At 47.4% G+C, this 25,023-nt stretch carries 26 protein-coding genes; 22 read left to right on the top strand and 4 right to left on the bottom strand.

Going from position 1 to position 25,023, the window contains the following annotated elements:
• Positions 1 to 20: 20 nt before the first annotated feature.
• From yfmF to pduL, 19 genes are all read left to right on the top strand, one after another.
• Positions 21 to 1,313: an EF-P 5-aminopentanol modification-associated protein YfmF gene (yfmF, locus tag HI950_RS06185; protein WP_169083476.1), complete on the top strand. Its 1,293-nt coding sequence runs from the start codon at positions 21 to 23 to the stop codon at positions 1,311 to 1,313.
• A gap of 3 nt (positions 1,314 to 1,316) precedes the next feature.
• Complete coding sequence (gene yfmH / locus HI950_RS06180) at positions 1,317 to 2,603, top strand: EF-P 5-aminopentanol modification-associated protein YfmH (RefSeq protein WP_169083024.1); 1,287 nt, start codon at positions 1,317 to 1,319, stop codon at positions 2,601 to 2,603.
• Positions 2,600 to 3,346, top strand: coding sequence for an elongation factor P 5-aminopentanone reductase (gene ymfI / locus HI950_RS06175; RefSeq protein WP_169083023.1), 747 nt, complete (start codon positions 2,600 to 2,602; stop codon positions 3,344 to 3,346). The genes yfmH and ymfI overlap by 4 nt, the downstream gene beginning before the upstream one ends.
• A 111-nt stretch (positions 3,347 to 3,457) precedes the next feature.
• Positions 3,458 to 3,709 (top strand): DUF3243 domain-containing protein, encoded by a 252-nt coding sequence (locus HI950_RS06170; RefSeq protein WP_169083022.1) that lies wholly within the window; start codon positions 3,458 to 3,460, stop codon positions 3,707 to 3,709.
• Between the two features lie 189 nt (positions 3,710 to 3,898).
• Positions 3,899 to 4,666: a DUF3388 domain-containing protein gene (locus tag HI950_RS06165; protein ID WP_138751528.1), complete on the top strand. Its 768-nt coding sequence runs from the start codon at positions 3,899 to 3,901 to the stop codon at positions 4,664 to 4,666.
• Positions 4,667 to 4,684: 18 nt separating this feature from the next.
• Positions 4,685 to 5,596, top strand: a complete 912-nt coding sequence (locus HI950_RS06160; RefSeq protein ID WP_169083021.1) for a helix-turn-helix domain-containing protein — start codon at positions 4,685 to 4,687, stop codon at positions 5,594 to 5,596.
• Between the two features lie 30 nt (positions 5,597 to 5,626).
• The gene (locus tag HI950_RS06155; RefSeq protein WP_053375785.1) at positions 5,627 to 6,121 is read left to right on the top strand and encodes a YajQ family cyclic di-GMP-binding protein; all 495 of its coding nucleotides are present in this window, start codon (positions 5,627 to 5,629) and stop codon (positions 6,119 to 6,121) included.
• Positions 6,122 to 6,278: 157 nt separating this feature from the next.
• On the top strand, positions 6,279 to 6,422 hold the full coding sequence (locus HI950_RS06150; RefSeq protein ID WP_169083020.1) for a hypothetical protein: 144 nt from the start codon (positions 6,279 to 6,281) through the stop codon (positions 6,420 to 6,422).
• Positions 6,419 to 6,994 (top strand): CDP-diacylglycerol--glycerol-3-phosphate 3-phosphatidyltransferase, encoded by a 576-nt coding sequence (gene pgsA / locus HI950_RS06145; RefSeq protein ID WP_169083019.1) that lies wholly within the window; start codon positions 6,419 to 6,421, stop codon positions 6,992 to 6,994. The genes HI950_RS06150 and pgsA overlap by 4 nt, the downstream gene beginning before the upstream one ends.
• Before the next feature lie 98 nt (positions 6,995 to 7,092).
• The gene (locus HI950_RS06140) at positions 7,093 to 8,343 is read left to right on the top strand and encodes a competence/damage-inducible protein A (RefSeq protein ID WP_169083018.1); all 1,251 of its coding nucleotides are present in this window, start codon (positions 7,093 to 7,095) and stop codon (positions 8,341 to 8,343) included.
• 259 nt (positions 8,344 to 8,602) lie between these two features.
• Positions 8,603 to 9,652: a recombinase RecA gene (recA, locus tag HI950_RS06135; protein WP_169083017.1), complete on the top strand. Its 1,050-nt coding sequence runs from the start codon at positions 8,603 to 8,605 to the stop codon at positions 9,650 to 9,652.
• 79 nt (positions 9,653 to 9,731) lie between these two features.
• Positions 9,732 to 10,436: a regulatory protein RecX gene (locus HI950_RS06130; protein WP_317618307.1), complete on the top strand. Its 705-nt coding sequence runs from the start codon at positions 9,732 to 9,734 to the stop codon at positions 10,434 to 10,436.
• Positions 10,437 to 10,617: 181 nt separating this feature from the next.
• On the top strand, positions 10,618 to 12,159 hold the full coding sequence (rny, locus tag HI950_RS06125; RefSeq protein ID WP_053375789.1) for a ribonuclease Y: 1,542 nt from the start codon (positions 10,618 to 10,620) through the stop codon (positions 12,157 to 12,159).
• A gap of 89 nt (positions 12,160 to 12,248) precedes the next feature.
• Entirely contained in the window at positions 12,249 to 13,043 is a 795-nt protein-coding gene (locus tag HI950_RS06120; RefSeq protein ID WP_169083016.1) for a TIGR00282 family metallophosphoesterase, read from the top strand.
• Between the two features lie 137 nt (positions 13,044 to 13,180).
• Positions 13,181 to 13,441, top strand: a complete 261-nt coding sequence (locus HI950_RS06115) for a stage V sporulation protein S (protein ID WP_006036664.1) — start codon at positions 13,181 to 13,183, stop codon at positions 13,439 to 13,441.
• A gap of 114 nt (positions 13,442 to 13,555) precedes the next feature.
• Entirely contained in the window at positions 13,556 to 14,497 is a 942-nt protein-coding gene (locus HI950_RS06110) for a dipeptidase (RefSeq protein WP_169083015.1), read from the top strand.
• Between the two features lie 183 nt (positions 14,498 to 14,680).
• Entirely contained in the window at positions 14,681 to 16,438 is a 1,758-nt protein-coding gene (locus HI950_RS06105; RefSeq protein WP_169083014.1) for a 2-oxoacid:acceptor oxidoreductase subunit alpha, read from the top strand.
• Entirely contained in the window at positions 16,416 to 17,282 is an 867-nt protein-coding gene (locus HI950_RS06100) for a 2-oxoacid:ferredoxin oxidoreductase subunit beta (protein WP_169083013.1), read from the top strand. Before HI950_RS06105 ends, HI950_RS06100 begins: the two co-directional genes overlap by 23 nt.
• Positions 17,283 to 17,375: 93 nt before the next feature.
• Positions 17,376 to 17,948: a phosphate propanoyltransferase gene (pduL, locus tag HI950_RS06095; protein ID WP_169083474.1), complete on the top strand. Its 573-nt coding sequence runs from the start codon at positions 17,376 to 17,378 to the stop codon at positions 17,946 to 17,948.
• 84 nt (positions 17,949 to 18,032) lie between these two features.
• Here the strand turns inward: pduL and HI950_RS06090 are convergent, their stop codons facing one another.
• Positions 18,033 to 19,526: a DHA2 family efflux MFS transporter permease subunit gene (locus HI950_RS06090; protein ID WP_169083012.1), complete on the bottom strand. Its 1,494-nt coding sequence runs from the start codon at positions 19,524 to 19,526 to the stop codon at positions 18,033 to 18,035.
• A 185-nt stretch (positions 19,527 to 19,711) separates the two neighbouring features.
• On the opposite strand from HI950_RS06090, the gene HI950_RS06085 reads away from it, so the two are divergent.
• Positions 19,712 to 20,314: a TetR/AcrR family transcriptional regulator gene (locus tag HI950_RS06085; RefSeq protein WP_169083011.1), complete on the top strand. Its 603-nt coding sequence runs from the start codon at positions 19,712 to 19,714 to the stop codon at positions 20,312 to 20,314.
• Between the two features lie 69 nt (positions 20,315 to 20,383).
• Here the strand turns inward: HI950_RS06085 and dnaN are convergent, their stop codons facing one another.
• Together dnaN and HI950_RS06075 are read right to left on the bottom strand one after the other, a co-directional pair.
• Complete coding sequence (gene dnaN / locus HI950_RS06080; protein WP_169083010.1) at positions 20,384 to 21,514, bottom strand: DNA polymerase III subunit beta; 1,131 nt, start codon at positions 21,512 to 21,514, stop codon at positions 20,384 to 20,386.
• An 18-nt stretch (positions 21,515 to 21,532) separates the two neighbouring features.
• Positions 21,533 to 21,784 (bottom strand): ribbon-helix-helix domain-containing protein, encoded by a 252-nt coding sequence (locus HI950_RS06075; protein ID WP_169083009.1) that lies wholly within the window; start codon positions 21,782 to 21,784, stop codon positions 21,533 to 21,535.
• A 223-nt stretch (positions 21,785 to 22,007) separates the two neighbouring features.
• Between HI950_RS06075 and miaB the strand changes: the two genes are divergently transcribed.
• Both miaB and HI950_RS06065 read left to right on the top strand, forming a co-directional pair.
• Positions 22,008 to 23,594: a tRNA (N6-isopentenyl adenosine(37)-C2)-methylthiotransferase MiaB gene (miaB, locus tag HI950_RS06070; RefSeq protein ID WP_169083008.1), complete on the top strand. Its 1,587-nt coding sequence runs from the start codon at positions 22,008 to 22,010 to the stop codon at positions 23,592 to 23,594.
• A gap of 23 nt (positions 23,595 to 23,617) precedes the next feature.
• On the top strand, positions 23,618 to 24,112 hold the full coding sequence (locus HI950_RS06065; RefSeq protein WP_169083007.1) for a YlbF/YmcA family competence regulator: 495 nt from the start codon (positions 23,618 to 23,620) through the stop codon (positions 24,110 to 24,112).
• A 176-nt stretch (positions 24,113 to 24,288) separates the two neighbouring features.
• Here HI950_RS06065 and HI950_RS06060 read toward each other — a convergent pair whose 3' ends face one another.
• The gene (locus tag HI950_RS06060) at positions 24,289 to 24,900 is read right to left on the bottom strand and encodes a biotin transporter BioY (protein ID WP_169083006.1); all 612 of its coding nucleotides are present in this window, start codon (positions 24,898 to 24,900) and stop codon (positions 24,289 to 24,291) included.
• Positions 24,901 to 25,023: the final 123 nt, after the last annotated feature.

Genomic DNA, 25,023 nt, shown 5'->3' with positions numbered 1-25,023 from the left:
ATTTACTCTATAACGCACCGATGAAAGGAGCAAACCGAGTGACCCAATTCGAAAGAGGGCAGCTGCAGCGCATCCGTCTGCATGTGTTGCCTACAAAACGATTTAAAACGTTTGCCATTTCCTTATTTGCGGGACTTACGCTTGATGAAGCAACGGTAACGCCGGTTGCGCTCATTCCGTTCGTGCTCAGAAGAGGCACTGCTAATTTGCCTGAAACGATTGCTTTCCGTGAGAAGCTTGACGATTTATATGGCGCAGGCTTCGGTTTTGACGTATATAAAAGAGGCGATGCCCAAATCGTCCAATTCCGCATGGATGTAATCAACGATGAATTCGTCTCATCAAACACCTCGCTACTGGCAGAATCGCTGCATTTCTTGGGAGATGTGCTTACCGATCCGCTCATAGACGATAACGGCTTCCATCATAAATATGTGGACGCAGAAAAAACGACGCTTAGAAAACGGCTTGAGGCAATCGTGAACGATAAAATACGATATGCGGCTGAGCGCTGCTTGGAAGAAATGTGCGCAGATGAGCCTTACCGTCTGCATCCCCTAGGCAAACGATCTGAAATAGATGCGATAACGCCTGCATCCTTGTTTGAGAATTATGAGCAATGGCTGAATAACGCTGCGCTTGACCTGTATGTCGTTGGGGATACGACGCTTGAGGAAGTAACCCAGCTCGTGACCGAAGCATTCAAGCTGAAGGATGGCACGCCGTCTGCATATACGGTGCCTAACGTCCAGCATGCGGTCAAAGAAGTGAAGAAAGTAACGGAACGCATGGAGGTAAGCCAAGGCAAGCTGAACCTGGGACTTCGCACCGGTGTAGGCTATGGCGACGACGCTTATCCAGCAGCCTTAATGTACAACGGCATTTTGGGAGGATACCCGCATTCGAAGCTTTTCTTGAACGTTCGTGAGAAGGAAAGTCTGGCCTATTATGCAGCGTCAAGGCTAGATGGACATAAAGGGCTTTGCACGATTCAATCAGGCATCGAATTCGCAAATTACGAGCGTGCTGTCGCCATTATCGAGGAGCAGCTTGAAAGCATGAGGCAAGGCCAGCTTTCGGAACTTGAGATGAGCCAGACGAAGGCGATGATTTCGAATCATCTCCGCGAGCTTCAAGATTCCGCTTATGAGATGATCGCCTATGACTTCAACAGCGTGCTGACCGGGAAAGAGCGAAGTGCAGAGCAGCTGCTTGCGCAGGTTCAGGCGGTTACCGCTGAGGATATCGTGAAGGTTGCGGAGCGCGTGCAGCTCGATACGATTTACTTTTTGCGTGATCGAAAGGAGGCATAACCAATGCAAACGCTCAGCTATCCGAACGTACAGGAAACCTTGTATCGCGAAGTGCTTGATAACGGACTTGAGGTTATCGTGCTGCCGAAGGAAGGCTTTAATAAAACCTATGCGACATTTTCGACAAAGTATGGTTCGGTTGACAACCGCTTCTCGGTTGGCAATCAGCCTCCTGTGAAAGTGCCTGACGGCATCGCGCATTTCCTAGAGCACAAAATGTTCGAGGAGCCTACGGGCGATATATTTGCCGTATTTGCATCGCAAGGCGCTTCGGCGAACGCCTTCACGAGCTTCGACAGAACGGTATATTTGTTCTCGGCAACGGAGCAGATCAACGCCAATTTGGAGACGTTGATCAATTTCGTTCAAAATCCTTATTTTACAGATGCCAATGTAGAGAAAGAAAAAGGAATCATCGAGCAAGAAATCAATATGTATCGTGACAATCCAGATTGGAGAGTTTATTTTGGGTTGATTGATGCGCTTTATCATGAGCATCCGGTTCATATTGATATCGCCGGAACGGTGGAGTCCATCAGGCAAATCGATAAGGAAACCCTTTATCGCTGCTACGAAACCTTTTATCATCCCTCCAATATGATCTTGTTTGTTGTTGGCGGAGTGAAGGCGGAAGAAGTGTTCCAGCTTGTGCGCGATAATCAGAATAGCAAATCGTTTGAGCCGCAGGGACCGATCGAGCGATATTTTGAGAAAGAGCCCGAAGCTGTCAAGATCGCTCGCAAGGTGACGGAGCTTCCCGTTTCACTGCCAAAATGCATGCTCGGACTCAAAGAAAAGCAAACGGGGCTAACCGGTGAAGCGCTGCTTCGCCAAGAGGTGACGACTAAGCTGATGCTGGAAGCCCTTATCGGACCGAGCTCTACGCTCTATCAGCAGCTTTATGAGAATGATCTGATCTCGGACTCCTTCGGACACGAGTACAATTCGAGCACGGGATACGCCTTCTCGGTTATCGGGGGCGACACGCCAAATCCGGATGAGCTGATTAAGCAAATACGTTCAGCTATTGAGGGCATTTTAGCCAAAGGCATTGAACCAACTGCGTTCGAGAGAGCCAAGCGCAAAAAAATCGGCGGGTATTTGCGTATGTTAAACTCCCCAGAAGCCATTGCCGGCGAATTTACGAGATATCGATTCCGTGACAGCGATATGTTCGATGTGCTTGATTTCTATGAAAAATGCACGCTTGACGAGGTTAATGAGCGTCTTCGTGAGCACTTTGATTTTAATCAGCTATCCGTATCTATTGTGGAACAGCCGTCAAAATGAAGACGCTTCAGGAAATGACGGTGCTGATTACTGGGGGAGGCCGCGGCATCGGAGCAGCAATCGCCAGACGATTTGCGGCTGAGGGAGTCAACATCGTCATTCATTACTTGCAATCACATGAGACGGCAAACGAGACGGCACGTACCTGTATGGCGCTTGGTGCGAACGTACTCACTATCTCTGCCGACCTGCGCTCCAAGGAGCAGCTTGAGCGGATGCGGGAGAAGCTGGAGAGCCACAATATGCTTCCGGATATATTAGTCAACAACGGAGGCATTTCGCATTACGGCATGTTAATGGATGTGACCGAGGAAGATTGGGATGATGTGATGGCTGTCAACCTGAAGGGCATGTTTTTATGCTCGCAGCTGTTCATGCCGAATATGATTGCCCAGCGTTATGGCCGCATCATTAACGTTTCCTCCATTTGGGGGATGTCGGGAGCATCCTGCGAAGTGCTTTATTCCACAACAAAAGGCGGAATGAACGCTTTTACGAAGGCGCTGGCCAAGGAGCTGGCGCCGACGGGCGTTACAGTAAATGCGGTTGCGCCAGGCGCGGTGGATACCGAAATGATGGATAGCTTCAATGCGGAGGAGAAGGCTGCGATGCAGCAGGAAATTCCGGTTGGGCGATTTGGTTCAACGGAAGAAATCGCTTCACTCGTATATTTTCTGGCGCTGCCGGAATCTTCGTATATAACTGGACAAGTTATTAGCCCCAATGGCGGCTGGCATACATAGCTTGCGGCTGTCCTTTTTTGGCGGACAAGCCCCTTTGCATAATTAGACATGCTTTTACGCATGATAAGACTGTTGATGATTCTTTTCTATACCTGTAGGAGGCGAAGAAGCATGTCGACTGTCCTTTCTAACTTTGCAACATGGAAGCATTTTTTGGCAGACCGTGTATCACAAGCGAAAAAAATTGGGATGACGGAAGAAACGATTGTTTCCTTAGCTTACGAGATCGGCACTTTTCTTGAAGAAAAGGTTGATCCGAAAAATGAGGAAGAACGCGTATTGAAAGAGCTTTGGGATGCAGGCGACGAGTCTGAACGCAAGACGCTAGCCTGCTTGATGGTCAAGCTCGTCCAAAAATCGTAGCCCATTTTTTGCGATGGCGGCATTTCGTCAACAGAAGCAGCAGCAGAAGAGCCTCCCTTTAGGAGGCTTTTCTGCAATGTTTCTTTTTGGGTTGCAGGATTGTGACGAAAATTGTAGAATTATGTTTTATGACGGCCAGTTCAATCATTTACATACTTCTATACGATTAGGTTTAGGACGGTGAAAGCTTTGGAGTCGAAGCAGTGGTACATGGAATACAAAATACATAAGAACCGCCCAGGCTTGCTTGGAGATATCGCTTCATTGCTAGGTATGCTTGAGGTTAATATTATGACGATCAACGGCGTTGAGGATCGAACAAGGGGAATGCTTCTTCAGACCGATGATGACGAGAAAATCGAGCTGCTTGGCAAAATGCTTCAAAAGGTTGATAATATTACTGTAAACAAGCTGAGAACGCCTACCATCGTCGATATTTTAGCAGTCCGCCATGGACGCTATATCGAACGTGATTCCGATGACCGCAAAACGTTCCGTTTTACGCGCGATGAGCTCGGTATTTTAGTAGACTTTTTGGGCGAAGTGTTTAAACGTGACGGCAATCAGGTTATAGGTTTAAGAGGGATGCCGCGGGTAGGCAAGACGGAGTCCATCATTGCAGGCAGCGTATGCTCGAATAAGCGCTGGACCTTTGTTTCCTCTACTTTGCTTCGGCAAACGGTCAGAAGCCAGCTGTCTGAAGACGAAATGCAGCCTAACAATATTTTTATAATAGATGGAATCGTAAGCACGATTCGCTCGAATGAAAAGCACTACGGCCTGCTGCAAGAGATTATGGCTATGCCATCGACGAAAGTAATTGAACATCCAGATATATTCATTAAGGAATCCAATTTTGATTACAGCCATTTTGACATTATTGTAGAATTGCGCAATACGCCAGATGAGGAAATTTCTTATGAATCTTTCACAGCTAACTATACAGACGATTTCTAATCGGAAGGAGGCCGTCTCATGTCTGATTTAGGCGAACTACTTCGCAAGGCGAGAGACCAACGCGGCTTAACGCTTGACGATATTCAAGAAACGACAAAAATTAGAAAACGGTACTTGGAAGCGATTGAGAGTGGGGATCATACGGTTTTACCAGGTCCTTTCTATGTACGGGCATTTGTGAAAAATTACGCAGAAGCAGTTGGACTCGATCCGGATGAAGTGCTTCGCTTGTATCAGCATGAGGTGCCTGCTGCGCCGGTAGAGCAAATTGCCGAGCCGCTTGTCGTTAGGGCGCCGCGCAGGGTCAAATCTCAATCGTCAGAGAGACTTGGCAAAATCGGTTTCAGCGTTATGATGTGGTCCTTTCTTATTTTGATCGTTGTCGTCATTTGGGTATATGCGATCAACAGAGATTCTGGCGATCCGAAACAAGCAGATAACAGCACCAATATTACAGAAGTGTCCGAGCCGCCGACTGAGAATACGGATAATAACAACACTACTGGGAGCGAAAACGAGCCTAGTACACCACCCGTTTCTCCCACTCCGACTGTTGCGCCAACTACGGTTACGTTCGGAAGCAAGGTGGGCAAGGCTGATCAATACGATATTGGTCCGGCTGGGGTAGCCCATAAGGTTGAAGTTAAAGTGGTTGGCGGCCGAAGCTGGCTTGAGGTTCGCACAGGCAGCAATACGGGAGAGAAGCTTTATTCTGCGAATGCAGAGGATGGCACTATCGAAACCTATGATCTTACAGGTCCGATCTACATCAATGTGGGCAGATCTGATTTGACGGAAATTACCGTAAATGGCGTTCCCGTGCCTGATGGCGATCGGGCAGGCTCCAAAAAATTGCTGCTAAAGCCAGTCGGCGATGAGGCAGCTACAACGGATGGAGCAAATCCAACGGAGACGCCTAAAACGGAATAAATGATTACTGTACCAAAGGAGAGGTATGAAATGGCTTCAGAAAATGCTTTTGATATTGTATCCAAGGTGGATATGCAAGAACTAGCGAATGCGATTAAGCAAGCTGAGCGTGAGATTGAAACGCGCTTTGATTTTAAAGGCAGCAAGAGCTCCATCGCTCTCGAGAAGGAAGAGCTTGTTGTCGCTTCCGAGGATGACTATAAGCTCAAGAACGTGCTTGACATCCTATTGTCCAAAATGGTGAAACGCGGCGTTCCGATCAAAAACTTGGATTACGGCAAAATCGAAGGCGCATCGGGTAACACCGTCCGTCAACGCATTAAGCTAAGACAAGGCATTGAGCAGGATGTCTCGAAAAAAATCAATATTTTGATTCGCGATTCGAAGCTCAAAGTGAAAAGCTTGATCCAAGGCGATCAGATTAGAGTTTCAGGCAAAAGCCTCGATGATTTGCAAGCAGTGATGAAGCTGCTTAGAGAAGCAGATCTGCCAGTAGAGCTTCAATTCACTAATTATCGCTCATAAAACAAAAGCTTCGTTTCATCGCATTTTGAGAAACGGGGCTTTTCGTTTAGATGCTGCTTCCGATAAAAATTGAGGCTTTAGCCGCTTTTGACACGTGTAAAGGCATGTATTATACTTGGTTAGGTAGCTTCACGGAAGGATCTGGGGGAATACATAGATGAGAGAGAGAACAATTTCTATTGCTCAAAGCTGCTTATCAAATGGTCTGCAGCTGGAAATGAAAGCCGATTTCATTTACAAACGAGGGGTTCGCGTAACGCACACCTATGAGTTAGATCGATCTAAGGAGGGAATTGCGTGAATCTGGCGAATCGCATTACACTAGCCAGAATATTTTTGGTGCCGGTTATTATGTTTTTTCTGCTTATTAAAGTGGATTTGGGGTCGTTCAGCATCTCTGACTTCTCCATTACATACAATCAAATCGCAGCGGCACTCATTTTTATTGTGGCGGCAAGCACAGACGGATTAGACGGCTATATTGCGCGCAAGAACAAAATCGTTACGAATCTCGGCAAGCTGCTTGATCCTTTGGCAGATAAGCTGCTCGTAGCTGCAGTACTGATTTCACTCGTAGAGATGGACAAACTGAACGCATTGATTGCGATCGTGATCATCAGCCGGGAGTTTGCAGTAACAGGTCTTCGCCAGATCGCGCTTCTGGAAGGCTCCGTTATGGCTGCCAGCACTTGGGGCAAATGGAAGACGGCTATTCAAATTACGATGATTATCGCGCTATTGATCAACAACTTCCCATTCAATTTCATTGATTTTCCGTTTGATGTCATCGCGAGCTGGGTGGCAGCCGCGATTACGGTATATTCGGGAATCGATTATTTCTTGAAAAACAAGCATTTGATTCCGGTAGAATAAGGTCAAAGCATCTTCCCGTCAGACGGGGAGATGCTTTTGCTTATATGCATGCAAAAATGCAAACCTAGACCATTTGAGCGCAGAGGAGAACAGGAACCATGAAAGCAGAAATCATTGCGGTCGGCACCGAGCTGCTGCTCGGACAAATCGTAAATACGAATGCACAGTTTTTGTCGCAAAAGCTTGCTGGGCTAGGCGTCGACGTTTACTTTCAGACGGTTGTCGGCGACAACGCGCAGCGACTGAGGCAAGCGATCGAAATCGGAAGAAGCAGAGCCGATCTGCTTGTGTTTACTGGCGGACTCGGCCCGACGCAGGATGATCTTACGAAGGACGTGTTAGCCGATTATTTAAACCGCGAGCTGCTCATTCACGAGCCCTCGATGGCCCAAATTGAGCAGTTGTTCAGCTCGCGAGGCATTCATATGGTGGAGAGCAATCGCAGGCAGGCTCTGATGATCGAGGGCGGAGAGCCTCTGGAGAATACGACTGGCCTCGCTGTGGGCAATGGCTTGTCAGTAGACGGCACGCTTTATTTGCTTCTGCCAGGTCCGCCGCGCGAGATGAAGCCGATGATGGATGGTGCGGGAGAGGTGTGGCTGCGTTCCATGCTAGGGTCAGCAGATCCGCTTTATTCGCGTTTGCTGAAATTCGCAGGGATCGGAGAATCCAATCTCGAAGCGAAGCTGCTTGATCTAATTGATGGACAGGTGGACCCAACTATCGCTCCTTACGCAAAGGAAGGCGAGGTTTCTATTCGGGTATCCACGAAAGCAAGCACGTCAATCGAAGCGGACCTAAAAATAGATGAAACTGTCGAGAAGATTAAGGAACGAGTAGGCGAGTATTTGTATGCACAGAAGGACATTCCGATCGAGGAAGAGGTTGTGCACCTTCTGAGAGCCTCAAGACGCAAGCTGGCGAGCGCGGAAAGCTGCAGCGGGGGTTTGTTCGCAGAGCTAATTACAAACGTTCCTGGGAGCAGTGGAGAGTATGTAGGAGGGGTTGTTACCTACACCAATATAATGAAGCATCATCTGCTAAGCATTCCGATGACGCAGCTTGAAGGAGAAGGAGCGCCGGGCGCGATTAGTGATTCGACAGCGGGGTTGATGGCTGAAAGAGTCAGAGAGCTGTCGGACGCTGATTTTGGCGTGTCGCTGACAGGGGTTGCCGGACCTGCGGAATCCGAGGGCAAGCCAGTAGGACTTGTCTATGTAGGCATAGCTGAACGCGGCAAGCCGACAGTCGTTCATACCTTGAACCTTAGCGGAGGAAGAAGCATGATCAGGCTGCGGGCGGTAAAGGCAGCATTATATCGGCTTTGGATGGCACTGCAGGCACGTTAAAAGGGAAGCGGGCTTGCTTGTCGTGCCTATCAGCATGCGATCCCTTAAGTGAAATAAATAAAGTTTGTCAATTGTCGAATTGACAGCTATAATGAAGAATAGTTATCGGAAGAACCGTGGCGAAGAATACTTTGCTGCGGTTTTTTTATGCCCAAATTAGTCGTCAAGCAAAAATGCGAATGTATGTTCGAAAAAATGCTTGTCAACCTGCGGGAAAAAAGGTATCATTACATTATAAATAAAGAAGGATGTGAGTTTCTTGTCGGATCGTCGCGCTGCACTAGAAATGGCTTTGCGTCAAATTGAGAAACAATTTGGTAAAGGCTCCATCATGAAATTAGGAGAATCCACACACATGCAGGTAGAGACCGTTCCTAGCGGTTCGCTTGCTCTTGATATTGCATTAGGAATAGGCGGCTTGCCGCGTGGACGTGTTATTGAAATATACGGACCGGAATCTTCCGGTAAAACGACAGTAGCGCTTCATGCGATTGCAGAGGTTCAACGTATTGGCGGACAAGCTGCCTTTATCGATGCAGAGCATGCCCTTGATCCACTCTATGCAAGCAAGCTTGGCGTAAACATTGACGAGCTATTGCTTTCACAGCCTGATACAGGCGAGCAAGCATTGGAAATCGCCGAAGCGCTCGTACGCAGCGGCGCTGTTGATATCGTCGTTATTGACTCCGTAGCTGCACTCGTGCCGAAAGCGGAAATTGAAGGCGATATGGGGGATTCCCACGTAGGTCTTCAAGCGCGTCTGATGTCACAGGCTTTGCGCAAGCTTTCCGGCGCAATCAGCAAATCGAAGACGATTGCGATCTTCATCAACCAATTGCGTGAGAAGGTCGGCGTTATGTTCGGTAACCCTGAGACAACGCCGGGCGGTCGCGCTTTGAAATTCTACTCCAGCGTACGTCTTGATGTACGTCGTATTGAAACGTTGAAACAAGGCAATGACATGGTCGGTAACCGTACTCGTATCAAGGTCGTTAAGAACAAAGTGGCTCCTCCGTTCAAACAAGCAGAGATCGACATCATGTACGGCGAAGGCATTTCCAGAGAAGGTACGCTTGTTGACATTGGTGTAGAGATGGATATCGTACAGAAGAGCGGCGCATGGTTCTCTTACAATGGCGAGCGTCTTGGTCAAGGCCGTGAGAATGCGAAGCAGTACTTAAAGGATCATAAGGATATCGCTGAAGTCATCGAGAAACAGATTCGCGATGCGAGCAATCTGTCGGCTGCTGCAACTCAGGCTAATTTCAAAGCTGAGGAAGACGACGAAGAATTCGAAGATCTAGAATAAATCGACCTGAAATCATACATGCTGATGCTTCGCCGTCCCGATAGGGACGGCGAAGCTGTGTTTAGAGAGGATGTACGGTGTGGCCCATAGCAATATAAGCGAGGAAGAAGAATGGATGATTTTATCTGTTCGCCTGGATAAGAAGGAACGAAGATTATACCATCTCTTTGCTGAGTCAGAGGAACCGATCTTGTCTGTACATGAAGATATATTGATTCGTTATCGACTGACCAAAGGGCAAATTTTAGCGGAGGTTCAAATCGAAGAAATACGAATGGAAGATGAACGCTACCGTGCATATGTGCTGGCTATCGCTTATTTGGGCGCTAGGCCGAGAACAAGAAAGCAAATCGAGCAGTATTTAAATCGCAAGCTTTTTGAAGCTGATAACATTCAATATGCCCTCGACCGTTTAGAAAGGGAGCATATTGTGGATGATGAACAATATGCACGCCAATTTGCGACAAGCCGGCTCAAAAACAGCTTGAAGGGGCGTCGCTTCATCCAGCAAGAGCTGCAGCAGCGAGGCGTGTCGAAAGAAGCCGCAGCAGAAGCAACCGGATCGTTAGACCGCGATGTCGAATTAGCATCAGCCAAAAAAGCTGCGGAGAAGAAATGGCGATCCGTAAAAGGCGAGCCGATTGACCGAAAACGCAAGCTAATAGGCTATTTAATGCGTAGAGGCTTTCCATCAGATATCGTGAAGGAAGCTATAAAGTGGATTGATCAAAATGGGGAAGACGAAGCATTCGAGGAAGATGATGGGCTTTTGCTTGACAATTGATTTTACGAAAAGATAAAATGAGGTTGTATTCCTTCATTATTGAATCAATTTTCCTTCCAAAAGTTGATTCAAAACGATTATTTTCGTCAAATTAGTAATTGTTGAAACGGTTTGAAGCCGGTTGAAAACCTAATATCATCCCAAGCAGTGCCTTGGTGTATGCAACAAGGAGGTGAACAAGATGCCTGAGATCGTTTGGATCTTGATCTGTCTCTTTGTTGGCGCAATATTCTTTGGGATTGGTTATTTTATTCGAAAGTCGATTGCCGAGGCCAAAATTTCAAGCGCTGAGCAAGCTGCAATCCAAATCGTAGAAAATGCGAAGAAGGAAGCGGAAGCTCAGAAGAAAGAAACCGTGCTAGAGGCAAAAGACGAAGTCCACAAACTTCGTTCCGAAGCCGAGAGAGACATTCGTGAACGACGCAACGAGGCTCAACGTCAGGAAAGACGTTTGCTCCAAAAAGAGGAGTCGCTGGATAAAAAGTTAGAAGCGCTAGAACGCAAAGAAGAAACTGTAGCCAACAAAGAAAAACGGATCGAAGAAACGCAAGAGGAGATCGATTCCATTTACAAGCAGCAGCTTAGTGAATTGGAACGTATATCGAGTCTCACAACGGAAGATGCGAAATCGATCATTTTATCCAATGTTGAACAGGAAGTACGACATGAGACAGCACAGATGATCAAAGAGATCGAGCAGCAAGCGAAAGAAGAGGCAGATAAGAAAGCCCGTAATATTATATCACTTGCGATTCAACGCTGTGCGGCAGATCATGTGGCTGAAACGACGGTATCCGTTGTTACATTGCCAAATGAAGAAATGAAAGGCCGCATTATTGGGCGTGAAGGCCGAAATATCCGTGCTTTGGAAACATTGACTGGTATCGATCTAATAATCGACGATACACCGGAAGCGGTCATTTTGTCTGGTTTCGACCCGATAAGACGCGAAATTGCCCGTACTTCTTTGGAAAAGCTTGTAGCTGACGGTCGTATCCATCCTGCCCGCATTGAAGAAATGGTTGAAAAATCTCGTAAAGAAGTGGACGAGCGTATCCGTGAATACGGTGAGCAAGCTACTTTCGAGGTTGGAGTTCATGGCTTGCACCCGGATTTAATCAAGATTCTTGGTCGATTGAAGTACCGGACAAGTTATGGTCAGAACGTATTAAAGCACTCCATGGAGGTTGCTTACTTGACTGGCTTGATGGCAGCAGAGCTTGGCGAAGATATTACGCTGGCGAAGCGTGCAGGATTGCTGCATGATATCGGTAAAGCGCTAGACCACGAAGTGGAAGGCTCACACGTTGAGATCGGCGTTGAGCTTGCTAAGAAATACAAGGAGCATCCTGTCGTTATTAACAGTATTGCCTCCCATCACGGTGATACGGAAGCTACTTCCGTTATCGCGATGCTCGTAGGAGCGGCTGATGCATTGTCGGCTGCGCGTCCGGGAGCTCGCCGTGAAACGCTTGAAACGTACATTAAACGACTGGAGAAGCTAGAAGATATTTCCGAATCGTTTGATGGCGTTGAGAAATCGTATGCGATTCAAGCTGGCCGCGAAGTGCGCGTCATGGTGCAGCCAGAGAAAATCGACGATACGGAAGCATTCCGCCTCGCACGTGATATTACGAAAAAAATCGAGAGCGAGCTTGATTATCCGGGACATATTAAAGTTACGGTCATTCGAGAAACACGCGCGGTTGAATATGCGAAGTAATTAACAAAAAAATATTAGCTTTACGGAAAAGTGGCTGCTAGTTAGCCACTTTTCTGTTTGCAGGCGCATAAAAAAGGAAGTGTACCCACATGAATGTATTATTTATTGGCGATATCGTAGGCAACGTAGGGAGAAACGCATTGAAGCGCGTGCTGCCAGCTCTAAAGAGCAAATACAATCCTCATATTATCATTGCAAATGGCGAGAATGCGGCTGCTGGCCGCGGGATCACGGCAACAATTGCGAAGGAATTTTTCGAATGGGGCATCCATGGCATAACGATGGGCAACCATACGTGGGATAATAAAGATATTTTTGAATGGATTGACGACGAGCCTCGTCTCGTTCGCCCGGCGAACTACGCGGAAGGCGCACCTGGACAAGGCATGGCCTTCATTAAAGCCGGAGGAAAGCAGCTGGCCATCATTAATTTGCAAGGACGTACGTTTTTGCCGCCGATTGATTGTCCTTTCCGCAAAGCAGATGAGCTAATTGAAGAAGCTAGGGAGCAGACGAACAACATCCTCGTCGATTTTCACGCGGAAGCTACGTCGGAGAAGATCGCAATGGGCTGGCATCTTGATGGCAGAGCCTCGATCGTGCTGGGAACACATACGCATGTTCAGACAAATGACGATACGATTTTGCCTGGGGGAACGGCTTACATAACGGATGTTGGCATGGTTGGACCTAAGGAAGGCGTGCTCGGAATGGAGCGCACTGCTGTTTTGCATAAATTTATTACTCAGCTGCCGGTCCGTTTTGTAGTGGATGAGGGCAGTTGGCATTTGCATGCGATATCCGTACAAATTGATGATGCAACAGGACAAGCCCGGAAAATCGAAAAAATACGTCTCACGGAAGATGAATGGCTTCTTATGTAACGCTTTGAATCTTTGAAAAGTTCCGACAATTCAGAACAGTTTGTTAATTACAAGAATAAAAGCAGGAATTTTTTAATCTCCCTCGAATACTATTTAAAAGTGGAATCCATCCAACAGTCCAAGGGGAGGTTCTTTTTATGGATGTATTAAAAGTTTCAGCAAAGTCCAATCCAAATTCCGTTGCAGGTGCGCTAGCTGGCGTTCTTCGTGAACGTGGTGGTGCGGAACTGCAAGCCATTGGAGCTGGTGCGTTAAACCAAGCGATCAAGGCTGTTGCTATTGCTCGCGGATTTGTCGCTCCCAGCGGGGTGGATTTAATTTGTATTCCAGCTTTTACGGACATCGTCATCGACGGGGAGGATCGAACAGCAATCAAATTGATTGTTGAGCCTCGGTAGCAAGTCCAAGCGGCGTAAATGAATAAGCCAATTGGATGAAAATGAAACGGTTCGCCTGTTTACGTCGTAGACAGGTTTTTTTGCTGCGATTCAAACGTATAGGGAGGTGCGACTATGAAAGTGGTCGATTTTCATTGCGATGTGCTTTGCAAGCTGCTGATTGACGAGAATTTGACGTTTCAAGGAAGTATGGCTGGAAGTTTGGATGTTACATACGAGCGCCTGAAGGCAGCAGGAACGATTCTGCAAACATTCGCAATCTATATTCCTCAATCGATAAATGGACGGTTAGAGCCGATTTTGGAGAGCGTGGACCGCTTTCACCAATTGGTGCTGTCTTGCAAGGATATGATGTGGGTGAGAACGGCTGAAGAGCTGGACTCTTGTATACAGGATGGGAAAATAGGAGCGCTATTATCGCTTGAAGGAGTCGAAGGGCTTCAAGGACAGATGTCGCTGCTCCGGATCATGCATCAACTAGGCATACGTGCTGCAGGGCTGACCTGGAATCATGCCAACTGGGCTGCAGACGGTGCGATGGAGCCGCGCGGCGGAGGCTTGACGGCAAAAGGTAGATTGTTTGTAGAAGAATGTGATAAATTGGATATACTGTTAGATGTATCCCATTTGTCTGAACGGGCTTTTTGGGAGGTGGCCGAGCTATCGCAAAGGCCGGTGCTCGCATCCCATTCTAATGCAAGAGCGATCTGCAATCATCCGCGTAATTTAACGGATGCTCAGATAGCGAAATTAATTGCAAAGGATGGACTCATTGGCGTTACCTTTGTGCCTTGGTTCGTATCGGATGCAGAAGTCGTGGTCATCGATGATTTGCTTCGTCATATTGAGCATATTTGTGAGCTCGGCGGCGAGTCCCACATTATGCTTGGTTCAGATTTTGACGGCATCGATAAGTATATAAAGGGATTGACGCATCCCGGCGAGCTGCTTGCACTTCAAGAAGCGATGCTTAAGCGATATTCAGCAAGCCAAGCCGAGCAATTTATGTCGGGAAATGCTTTGCGTTTTTTGAGAAAAATGCTTCCCGCACGCTAAAAGGCATTCGATCTACTTGCGGTATGGAATCAATCGAAACAAACTATGCGTTCGTTAAGCGTTTACATCTTGATTTTTATGCATATGCGCTTTAAAATTGTTGTGACTGTTATGACTTATACTATATAATTGCTTAATAATATTCATGATTTGCACGTTCTAGAAAAAGAGGAGTTGGGCATTTTGATCAGTCAATTGTCTTGGAAGATCGGGGGACAACAAGGGGAAGGGGTCGAAAGTACAGACCGAATCTTTTCTACGGCTCTTAACCGCTTGGGCTATTATTTATATGGATACAGGCATTTTTCTTCGAGAATCAAAGGCGGACACACCAATAACAAAATTCGTATAAGCACGAAGCCGATTCGTGCTATTTCTGATGATTTGGACATTCTAGTCGCGTTCGACCAAGAAAGCATAGATTTGAACGCGAAGGAGCTTCGTTCAGGCGGCGTTATCGTTGCGGATGCAAAGTTTAATCCAAGCGTTCCAGAGGGTATAGATGCAAGGCTGTTTGCTGTACCGATTACAGCTATGGCTGAGGAGCTGGGCACTTCTTTGATGAAGAACATGGTTGCCTCCGGCGCATCATGGGCGCTTCTTGGACTGCCGCTTGAAGTATTCAATAAAGCGGTTGAAGAAGAGTTCGGACGCAAAGGCGCAGCTGTCGTTGAGAAAAACATTGAAGCGGTTAAGCGCGGCGCCGAGTTTGTTCTTGAGCAAGCGGGCGGACCGCTCGATGCGTTCAAGCTGGATGCGGCTGACGGCCAGCAGAAGCTGTTCATGATCGGCAATGAAGCGATCGGTCTCGGCTCTATCGCGGCAGGCTGCCGCTTGATGGCTGCTTACCCGATTACGCCGGCGTCCGAGATTATGGAGTATTTGATCAAAAAGCTGCCTAAATTCGGCGGTACGGTTGTACAAACCGAGGATGAAATCGCAGCGGTAACGATGGCGATTGGCGCAAACTATGCGGGTGTCCGCACGATGACCGCATCCGCTGGACCTGGTCTAGCGCTTATGATGGAGGCAATCGGCCTTGCCGGCATGACGGAAACGCCGCTCGTAATCGTGAATACGCAGCGCGGAGGCCCGTCTACTGGACTGCCTACCAAGCAAGAGCAATCGGATTTGAACGCAATGGTATACGGTACGCACGGCGAAATTCCAAAGATCGTTATCGCTCCGGCTTCGATCGAGGATTGTTTCTACGATACAATCGAATCCTTTAACCTTGCAGAGCAATATCAGGTTCCGGTTATTTTAATGACGGATCTCCAGCTGTCGCTAGGTAAGCAATCCTGCGATCAACTGGATTATAACAAAATTGAAATCAAACGTGGCAAGTTGGTCGAGAATGTACCAGCGCTTGAAGGCCATGATTTATTTAAACGCTATGAGCTTACGGCAGACGGCGTGTCTCCACGCGTACTGCCAGGCGAGAAGGGCGGCCTGCACCACGTAACAGGCGTTGAGCATGATGAGACGGGACGCCCGTCGGAGAATGCCTTGAACCGCCAGCACATGATGGATAAGCGTCTTAGCAAGCTGGATAACATGCTCATTCGGGACGCGATTCGCGTAGACGCACCTCATGAAACGCCGGAGCTTCTCATTATCGGAATGGGCTCTACCGGCGGCACAATTGATGAAGCTAGAAGCTTGCTTGCTCGAGAAGGCATATCGACGAACCATATTACGATTCGCCAGATTCATCCTTTCCCGACGAAGCCTCTGCTTCCTTACTTGCAAAATGCAAAAAAAGTGATCGTCATCGAGAACAATGCTACTGGACAGCTTGCTTCCCAAATCAAAATGAATGCAGGTTTCGCAGAAAAAATCGAAAACTTGCTTAAATATGACGGCAATCCGTTCCTGCCCTCCGACGTTCACAAAGCATGTAAGGAGTTGAGTTTAGATGGCAACGTTCAAAGAGTTTAGAAATAATGTAAAGCCTAACTGGTGTCCAGGCTGCGGAGACTTCTCCATTCAAGCAGCTATTCAACGTGCTGCAGCTAACGTCGGTCTTGAGCCTGAAAATTTGGCTGTCATTTCCGGCATAGGATGCTCGGGTCGAATTTCCGGGTACATCAATGCTTATGGCTTCCATGGCATTCATGGCCGCGTGCTTCCAATTGCACAAGGCGTTAAGCTGGCTAACCGCGAGCTTACAGTAATCGCCTCAGGCGGTGACGGAGATGGCTTTGCAATTGGCATGGGCCACACCGTACACGCTATTCGCCGCAACCTGAACGTCACCTATATCGTCATGGACAACCAAATTTATGGCTTGACGAAAGGTCAAACCTCGCCGCGCAGCGCTGAGGGCTTCAAAACAAAATCGACGCCGGAAGGCTCGATCGAGTCGACGCTTTCGCCGCTCGAGATCGCGCTGTCCGCAGGTGCTACATTTGTAGCCCAATCGTTCTCCAGCGATTTGAAGCAATTAACGAAGCTGATCGAAGAAGGTATCAACCATGAGGGCTTCTCCTTAATCAACGTATTTAGCCCATGCGTAACCTTCAACAAAATCAATACGTACGATTGGTTTAAAGAAAATATCGTCAACCTGGAGCAATTCCCGGATTACGATCCTTCCAACCGTGTGCTTGCGATGAACAAGATCATGGAAACAAACGGAATGCTTACTGGTCTTATTTATCAGAACAAAACGCGCAAATCCTACGAGGATCTCGTAACAGGCTTCAAGCCTGAGGGCCTTGCTAAGCAGAATATCAAGATTTCCTCCGAGGAATTCGAGAAGCTTGTTGCCGAATTTAAATAAATGGTATGATAAGCATACGGCCTAACGGCTGTATGCTTTTTCATTCGAGAGATTGGAAAGTCGATTATTTCATAGCAGGAGAGTGACAACATGATACATAAGGAAGTTCCAATCGGCGTATCTGCAAGACATATTCACTTATCAGAAGAGCATGTCGAGCTTCTGTTCGGAGAAGGATACCAATTAACAGAAATGAAGCCTTTGTCCCAGCCTGGACAATATGCTGCCAATGAAACGGTTGCTGTTGTTGGTCCAAAGGGGACGTTTGCTAAAGTAAGAATTCTCGGCCCGGCAAGAAAGCAGACTCAGCTCGAGGTTTCCCGCACAGACGCATTTGCGCTTGGCATTAATCCTCCGGTAAGGGAGTCAGGCCATACAAAGGGTTCGGCAGGCATTAAGCTCCAAGGGCCTGCTGGAGAGGTTGAGATCGAAGAGGGCGTAATCGTCGCCGCTCGTCATATCCACTTCCATACGAGCGACGCAGAGCGGTTTGAAATAGCGGACAAGCAGCTGCTGAAGGTTCGTTTTGAAGGCGAGCGCGGGGTTGTATTTGAAAATGTAGTCGCACGCGTATCGGAGCAATTTTCGCTTGATATGCATATCGATACAGACGAAGCTAATGCGGCGGGCGTGAAAAACGGAGATAAAGCAGTAATCATCGATTAAGCTAAAAAAGAGAAGACAGCTCCCGAATCGTTAATGACGATCAGGGAGCTGTCTTCTTTGTTATATGCGTATAAGTAGTTCCGATTAATGTCCCATCATCATGGACACTTCAGGCTTCTCATCAGGGTCAGCACCGAGCTCTTGTTTCGGTCTGCGAAGCAATAAAGCTGCGATAGCGCCGATGATTGCAATCGATCCTAGAATGAAAAACGTATCGCCATAAGCGGAGTACACGACGTTTGGACCTGGGTTTGTCGTACCGTAATGCTCCATCCGGCTAGCGAGTATGGTCGACAAGCCAGCAACTGCGAAGGAGGTCATGACCTGCTGCGCTGCTGCTGTTAAAGAGGTTACGCGGCTTACGAGCTCTCTTGGAGCGGACTGCATAATATGCGTGTTAAGCGGCATCATCGACAAACCCATGCCAGCTCCTAGCATCGCGAGAGGAATCATAAGCGTAAGTAGAGTCGTATCTACAGAGATTTGGCTTAAAATAAAGCCAGCTATCGTGACAAGGGATAAGCCTGCTATAACGATGGGACGCGCGCCAAAACGGTCAAACAGCTTGCCGCCGATTGGCATAAAGATACCAGCTGCTATTGCTTGCGGCAGCAAGATAAGGCCCGTGTCGAAAGCAGAGTAACCTTTGGCGATTTGCAAGAAAATCGGTATGAGGAACAACGTTCCGAACAATGCGATTTGTACGATCCATTGCAAAACGATGCCGCGGGTAAAATGGCCTGATTTGAAAACGCGAAGCTCAAGCAAAGGCTCTTTGCGGTTAAGCTCAACAAATATGAAAATGATAAGCGCGATACCGCCTACGATCATACCCGTCAATGCCTCAGGTGAGGTCCAGCCGCTGCCTTCGCCGCCCTCGCCGCCGCCTGCGGAGCTAACGCCGTAAACAAGCATGGCGAACGCTAAAGGAGCAAATATCATACCTAAGAAATCAAGGGTAGGTACACGCTTTCGCTCAACGTTAGGCAAAGTGCGAAGACCTACGATAACGGCGATGATACCAATCGGAAGATTAATGATAAAGATCCAGTGCCAGGTTACATAATCAATAAGCCAGCCGGCTACGACAGGGCCAAGGGCAGGGGCTAAAAGCATCGGAATACCGATCATCCCCATAACTGCGCCTTGCTTGCCGGGAGGGCTGAGTCTAAAGGTGAAAGCCATAGCGATTGGTGCTACCATACCGCCCCCCAGACCTTGGATAACCCGGAATACGATAAGCTGCTCCGCTGTTGTTGCTAAAGCGCATAGAGCCGAGCCTAGTGTAAACATGATGATCGAGAACAAGAAGATTTGTTTGGCTCCGAAACGGTCGGACATCCATCCGGCAAGCGGAATTACGGCGGCCTGTGCTAACATGTAGCCCGTTATCGTCCATTGAACGACAGTCATCGAGCTTTTGAAATCTTCCATCAAGCCAGGCATAGCGACATTCATTGCAGTACCGTCCAAAATAACCATAAACATACCGACAATGATAGCGATGAGCGGTGCGAGAATATTGCGAATCGACATCGGATCGCCAGTGGGTGCTGCTTTTTTTGAAGCTGAAGCCATTTCATTTCCTCCTATCCGTATTTGGGTCTATTCTTCCTATTATTGACCTGTACAGCATGTGAGGCTACAATAAAAAGATGACCGCATCTATGTGCGGACAATTGTCCGCACTACTGAATAATAAAGACGAATGAGGCAATTGTCAATCGTTTCATTTGTTAACGCGGAAAAAGGAGATTGGAACGATGACTGCACCAGAAAACAGCAGAACGAAACAAGAACTCAGCAAAGCGATTTTGCATACTGCTAATCACTTGTTTACGGAGCATGGGGTAGAATCGGTCAGCATGCACCAAATCGCCAAATCGGTTGGCATTGGTCAAGGCACCCTTTACCGGCGGTACTCAAATAAGGGCGATTTGTGTATGGATATGATGAAAGAAAACTTCGAGATTTTCATCAGCGAGATCGACGAATATTTGACAGAGGGTGCGCAGCTGCCCGTACACGAGAGATTGAGCGGGGTTATGCGCAAAATGATTGCATTCATCGACAAGGAGTTTAAATGGCTTGGCGTCGTGCATTCCTTTCATAAAATCGAAGATCATAAAGGCGATTTTTTTCAATCGCGGCCTTATTTATATTTGCATCATGTGCTTAGCAGCTTGATCAAAGAAGCTGTCGAGAAAGAACAAATGCAGCCTATTGATCCCGCCTACTCGGCCCATTCCTTTATATCCATCCAATCGCCGCACACCTACAAACAGCTGCGTTGTGTAATGGGGTATACATGCGAGGAGATCCAGGATCGTTTTTGTAACACCTTTATTGATCCTTTGTTTCGTTAGCAAAAGCGTGCTATGAAAAAGAAGACAGCGATTTCGCTGTCTTCTTTTTTGATTGGTTTTCATTTCGGATCAAGGCTGATGCGCAGTCCTAACCGGTGTAATGATGTAAAGCGCGTCTTGGCTGTTCGTCGGCTTAATGATGATAGGCTTATGCTTGCCTGTTAATTGCAAGTACACCTGCTCGCTGTCAATGGCCTGCAAAATGTCTCGCATAAATTTGCCATTAAAGAACACGGTCAACGGCTCTCCGCTAAACGCTTGGACTTCAAGCTTTGCCGAGACATCGCCAACTTCAGCAGCATTAGCAAACAGCTCGATCTCAGCCGATGAAATTTGCAGCCCGATAACAGGCGTATGCTGAGCGATCAGAGTGACACGCTGAACGGCATGAAGAAATGCAGCGGCATCCAGCGTAAGTTCGGTAGAACATGGTTTGGGAACGAGTCTTTCAATCGAGGGAAACGACCCTTGTATGAGCAGGGACTGCATGGTGAAGTTCTGTGAGCTAAAGCAAATGATGTGATCTGCCACCGTAATTTGTGTTGCGCTTGAACGGTCTGATAGCATTTTGGAATAATCGGACAAATGCTTGGCTGGGACAATCACTGCTGGCGCGAGGCTTGAACGATCAGAGCCTAGATCCGCAGCGCGGACTGCAAGCCGGATGCCATCGGTGGCGACTAGCTTCAGCTTCCCCAGATCGGCTTGGCAGGATATCCCTGTCAATATCAGCTTTGAGTCATTTGTCGATGCAGCGAAGGTGACTTGCTTGACCATCTTTTTGAAATCGACGCTCTCTATGCTAAACCCTGCTGAGCTGGCAACATGATGCATGTCCGGAAATTGGGAAGCATCCATTGCAGCGAGCCTGTAAACGGAATTGTCTGATTCGATGCGAATAAATTGATTTTCGATTTGTTTGAGTGTGACTATGCTATCGGTTGAAAAGCTGCGAATGATATCGATGAAGAAACGTGCAGGAATGACTGTGCTTCCTTCTTGATGAATTCTCAGATGATCGGGATGGCAGGGTACCACATACTGCAAGGATAGGGAAGCATTGCTTGCTGTTAATGTTAGCGCGCCGCTTCCAGCGTGAACCTTGACACCTGTAAGAATGGGCGATACTGCTTTAACGGAGATTGCGGCTGCAATATGCTGCAGTCCGATATGTAACGATTGCTGTCTTGTTTCAACCAACACCAGCATCACCTGCCTTTACGTGATTTGGTTGTTCTCGTTCAATGAAAATTCAAGGATGCCTCGAATGACTTCGGATCTGGAGAGGCCAGATTCGTTGCATCTGTTTTCCAGCTCATCCCAAACTTCTTTGGTGAGGGTTAAAGATATTTTCTTCGTCTCGCCAATTCCTTTCCTTCCGGCGCCTGCGCGAGGCCCGCCTCGGGAAAACATGATCGATACTTGCCCCTCATGCTCGGGTACAGCGATTTTAATTTTTTTGCTGGGCATACCTATACCTCCCCTGTTATTTGAATTAAGTAACCTAAATCATAACCTATCTATTAACTTTAACATGGAAAAAACGATAGGGCAAGTGTATGTGGCGATAGGTTTTTTGCATAGGGATATGATGGATAAGGCGGGGGCGTTGTGGTATAATTTCATATTGATGTTTAAATAGAATAAAAATAATGTTTTAGCGGCATTGAAAATAAAAGGATGTGAGAACACAATGACGAAAGCGAACTCAACGGACTTAAAATCCGTCAAGGGTGAGAAGGACTACTCCAAATATTTTGATTTCTCAGATGCGAAGGTGCTGAGTGAAGAGGACGGGAAAACGACTTTGCGCATCAAGGGGCGCAACATTCAAATTAACTCGACTCCGAATCACAAGGATGAGAAGAAACGCGGCAAAGAGGATATCGAGGTGCATTACGATTTTGCAATCCCGGATGAGCTGCGAACGATCGGCGTGGGCAAGTTTTATTTGATCCAAACGTACGGCTGCCAAATGAACGAGCATGATACCGAGGTCATGAAGGGCATGTTCGAAGAGATGGGCTATACGTCTACGGAGGATCGGAAGCTTGCGGACGTGATTTTGCTCAACACATGCGCGATTCGCGAAAATGCGGAGGACAAGGTGTTCGGCGAGCTAGGACATCTAAAGACGCTGAAGACGGAGAAGCCGGATTTGCTTCTCGGCGTTTGCGGCTGCATGTCGCAAGAGGAGTCAGTCGTTGGACGGATTTTGCAAAAGCATTCTTTTGTAGATATGATCTTTGGAACGCACAACATTCATAGACTTCCCTATTTGCTTCGAAATGCTTACTTCAGCAAAGAGCTGGTTGTCGAGGTATGGTCCAAGGAAGGCGATATTATTGAGAATATGCCTAAGAAGCGCGAGGGAATGCGTGCTTGGGTCAATATCATGTATGGCTGCGATAAGTTCTGCACCTATTGCATCGTCCCTTATACGAGAGGCAAGGAGCGCAGCAGGCGACCTGAGGACGTTATTGCCGAGGTTCGCGAGCTAGCCAGAAAAGGATTCAAGGAGGTTACGCTGCTTGGCCAGAATGTTAATGCCTACGGGAAGGACTTCGAGGATATCAGCTATCGCTTTGGCGATCTGATGCAGGACATGTCCAAGATCGATATCCCGCGCATTCGCTTTATGACGAGCCATCCGCGTGATTTTGATGACCATTTGATTGAGGTGCTAGGAACGGGCGGCAACTTGGTTGAGCATATTCATTTGCCTGTGCAGTCTGGAAGCACGGAAATATTGAAACGAATGAGCCGTAAGTACTCGCGTGAGACGTATTTGGAGCTGGTTCAAAAAATTAAGGCTGCCATTCCAAACGCGATGCTTACTTCAGATATTATCGTCGGTTTCCCTGGCGAGACGGATGAGCAGTTCGAGGATACGATGACGCTGGTGAAGGAAGTAGGCTTTGATTCCGCCTATACCTTCCTCTACTCTCCGCGCGAGGGGACTCCTGCCGCAGGCATGGAGGACAATGTGCCGCTAGAGGTGAAGAAGGCGCGTCTACAGCGCTTGAATGCACAGCTGGCTGCTAATGCGAGAGAGAAGAATGAGCAGCTTCGCGGAGAGATCGTGGAAGTGCTGATTGAAGGCGAGAGCAAAAATAACGCGAACGTCCTCTCCGGACGGACGCGCACGAATAAGCTCGTTCATCTGGAAGGTCCAAAGGAATGGATCGGCCAGTTCATTATGGCGAAGGTAACCGAGGCGCAAACCTGGTATATCAAAGCCGAACCGATTGAACAATGCACACAAGAAGCCGTTAGCTAACGGAAAAATAGGAGAGATGACAAATGGCAGAGCAGCATACAGCAGAAAATCAAGCAGCACAATGTGATCATGATCATGAGCACGGAGAGGGCTGCGGAATTCCGAGCTTCCATACGCGCGATCTTATCGTTCGCGAAGATATTACGAAAAAAGCGAAGGAGCTTGCCGATCTGATTTTTACATCGGAGGAGGTTCAGCACTATCGCCGCGCAGAGCAGCAAATTAACGGCAATGAGCGTGTACAGCAGCTGATTACCAAAATCAAAAAGAAGCAAAAGGAAGTTGTCGCTTTCGAAACGACTTTCAAAAACGCCGATATGGTTAAAAAAATCGAAGGCGAAATGGAAACGTTGCAGGATGAGCTTGATGGCATTCCGATCGTCTCTGAATTTCAACAAAGCCAAACCGACATCAACTATTTGCTGCAGTTAGTCGTATCCATCGTACGCGACACAGTATCTGAGAAGATCAACGTGGAGGATGCTTCGGAGCCGGCTCCAGAGGAATGCAGCGATTAACAGCAAGAATGAACTGAAACAAGCCGTATTTCATGTCGCTTATTAAAGCGAAGCATGGGATACGGCTTTTTTTTAGAGTAACGCAACCATCACTTTACGAGAAAAGCAAGAAAACGGCTTATCTCTTATTGATGAGGATCAATAAAGGGATAAGCCGTTTTGATTTGTTGATATTTTTATCCTCGAAATGAAGCTTCGCTCGCTTTGTTTTTTCCGGTTGACGAGCGAATGTAGACGATGTAAGGTGTTAGGGAAACGGCTAAAATGGCACCAACGAGCGATTTAAGCGCATCGCCGATGATGAATGGATAGAATCCGATCGACATGGCCTTTTGGAAAGTAAAATCAAGGGAATGCATGAGCCAAGGAATGCCTGGAATATATGCGCTGAGTGAGCTGAATAGCTCGAAAATAATGAAAAAAGCGATAAATGCAATGGCTTTATTCGGCTTGAAGCTGTTTTTTAGGAGAGCGCCTACTGCAAGGCTGACTAATAGCGCACAGAACGGGAATGCGAATATAAATCCGGCAGTTGGACCGGTCAGCGTTGAAATTCCGCCTTGGCCGCTGAATAAGGGCAGACCAATTGCAGCAAGCAAAATAACGATGAAAATGCTAAGAAAAGCGTTGCGCGGCGTCAGGAATAGGCCTGCTAGCAATACGCCTAATGTCTGCAGCGTAAAGGGGACAAATGAGCCTCCGAGCTTAATCGTCAGTGAGCTCATGACGATAAACAATGCTGCGAATAAGGCGATGAATACAAGGGATCGGATGTTATTGGACTGCATGTTGGTGAACGACTCCTTTATTTGCTTGAGATTTTAATGTTAACCATATATATTTATATAAGGTTAACAAATCGAATTGTAGCATAGCCAATCGTTTTGGGGAAGAGGTTGGGTGAATTTTTT

The organism is Paenibacillus sp. PL91 (assembly GCF_012935325.2).
GTDB lineage: Bacteria > Bacillota > Bacilli > Paenibacillales > Paenibacillaceae > Pristimantibacillus.
This window is presented reverse-complemented; position numbering and strand designations above follow the sequence as displayed.

Bases quoted from the DNA above. Each gene is read 5' to 3' on its own strand.
- HI950_RS06155 (WP_053375785.1), top strand. From the start codon at position 5,627: ATGGCTTCAGAAAATGCTTTTGATATTGTATCCAAGGTGGATATGCAA.
- HI950_RS06085 (WP_169083011.1), top strand. From the start codon at position 19,712: ATGACTGCACCAGAAAACAGCAGAACGAAACAAGAACTCAGCAAAGCG.
- miaB (WP_169083008.1), top strand. From the start codon at position 22,008: ATGACGAAAGCGAACTCAACGGACTTAAAATCCGTCAAGGGTGAGAAG.
- HI950_RS06065 (WP_169083007.1), top strand. From the start codon at position 23,618: ATGGCAGAGCAGCATACAGCAGAAAATCAAGCAGCACAATGTGATCAT.
- HI950_RS06100 (WP_169083013.1), top strand. From the start codon at position 16,416: ATGGCAACGTTCAAAGAGTTTAGAAATAATGTAAAGCCTAACTGGTGT.
- yfmF (WP_169083476.1), top strand. From the start codon at position 21: ATGAAAGGAGCAAACCGAGTGACCCAATTCGAAAGAGGGCAGCTGCAG.
- HI950_RS06150 (WP_169083020.1), top strand. From the start codon at position 6,279: ATGAGAGAGAGAACAATTTCTATTGCTCAAAGCTGCTTATCAAATGGT.
- ymfI (WP_169083023.1), top strand. From the start codon at position 2,600: ATGAAGACGCTTCAGGAAATGACGGTGCTGATTACTGGGGGAGGCCGC.
- HI950_RS06160 (WP_169083021.1), top strand. From the start codon at position 4,685: ATGTCTGATTTAGGCGAACTACTTCGCAAGGCGAGAGACCAACGCGGC.
- HI950_RS06110 (WP_169083015.1), top strand. From the start codon at position 13,556: ATGAAAGTGGTCGATTTTCATTGCGATGTGCTTTGCAAGCTGCTGATT.
- HI950_RS06170 (WP_169083022.1), top strand. From the start codon at position 3,458: ATGTCGACTGTCCTTTCTAACTTTGCAACATGGAAGCATTTTTTGGCA.
- HI950_RS06090 (WP_169083012.1), bottom strand. From the start codon at position 19,526: ATGGCTTCAGCTTCAAAAAAAGCAGCACCCACTGGCGATCCGATGTCG.
- HI950_RS06140 (WP_169083018.1), top strand. From the start codon at position 7,093: ATGAAAGCAGAAATCATTGCGGTCGGCACCGAGCTGCTGCTCGGACAA.
- HI950_RS06075 (WP_169083009.1), bottom strand. From the start codon at position 21,784: ATGCCCAGCAAAAAAATTAAAATCGCTGTACCCGAGCATGAGGGGCAA.
- HI950_RS06115 (WP_006036664.1), top strand. From the start codon at position 13,181: ATGGATGTATTAAAAGTTTCAGCAAAGTCCAATCCAAATTCCGTTGCA.
- HI950_RS06060 (WP_169083006.1), bottom strand. From the start codon at position 24,900: ATGCAGTCCAATAACATCCGATCCCTTGTATTCATCGCCTTATTCGCA.
- HI950_RS06120 (WP_169083016.1), top strand. From the start codon at position 12,249: ATGAATGTATTATTTATTGGCGATATCGTAGGCAACGTAGGGAGAAAC.
- yfmH (WP_169083024.1), top strand. From the start codon at position 1,317: ATGCAAACGCTCAGCTATCCGAACGTACAGGAAACCTTGTATCGCGAA.
- rny (WP_053375789.1), top strand. From the start codon at position 10,618: ATGCCTGAGATCGTTTGGATCTTGATCTGTCTCTTTGTTGGCGCAATA.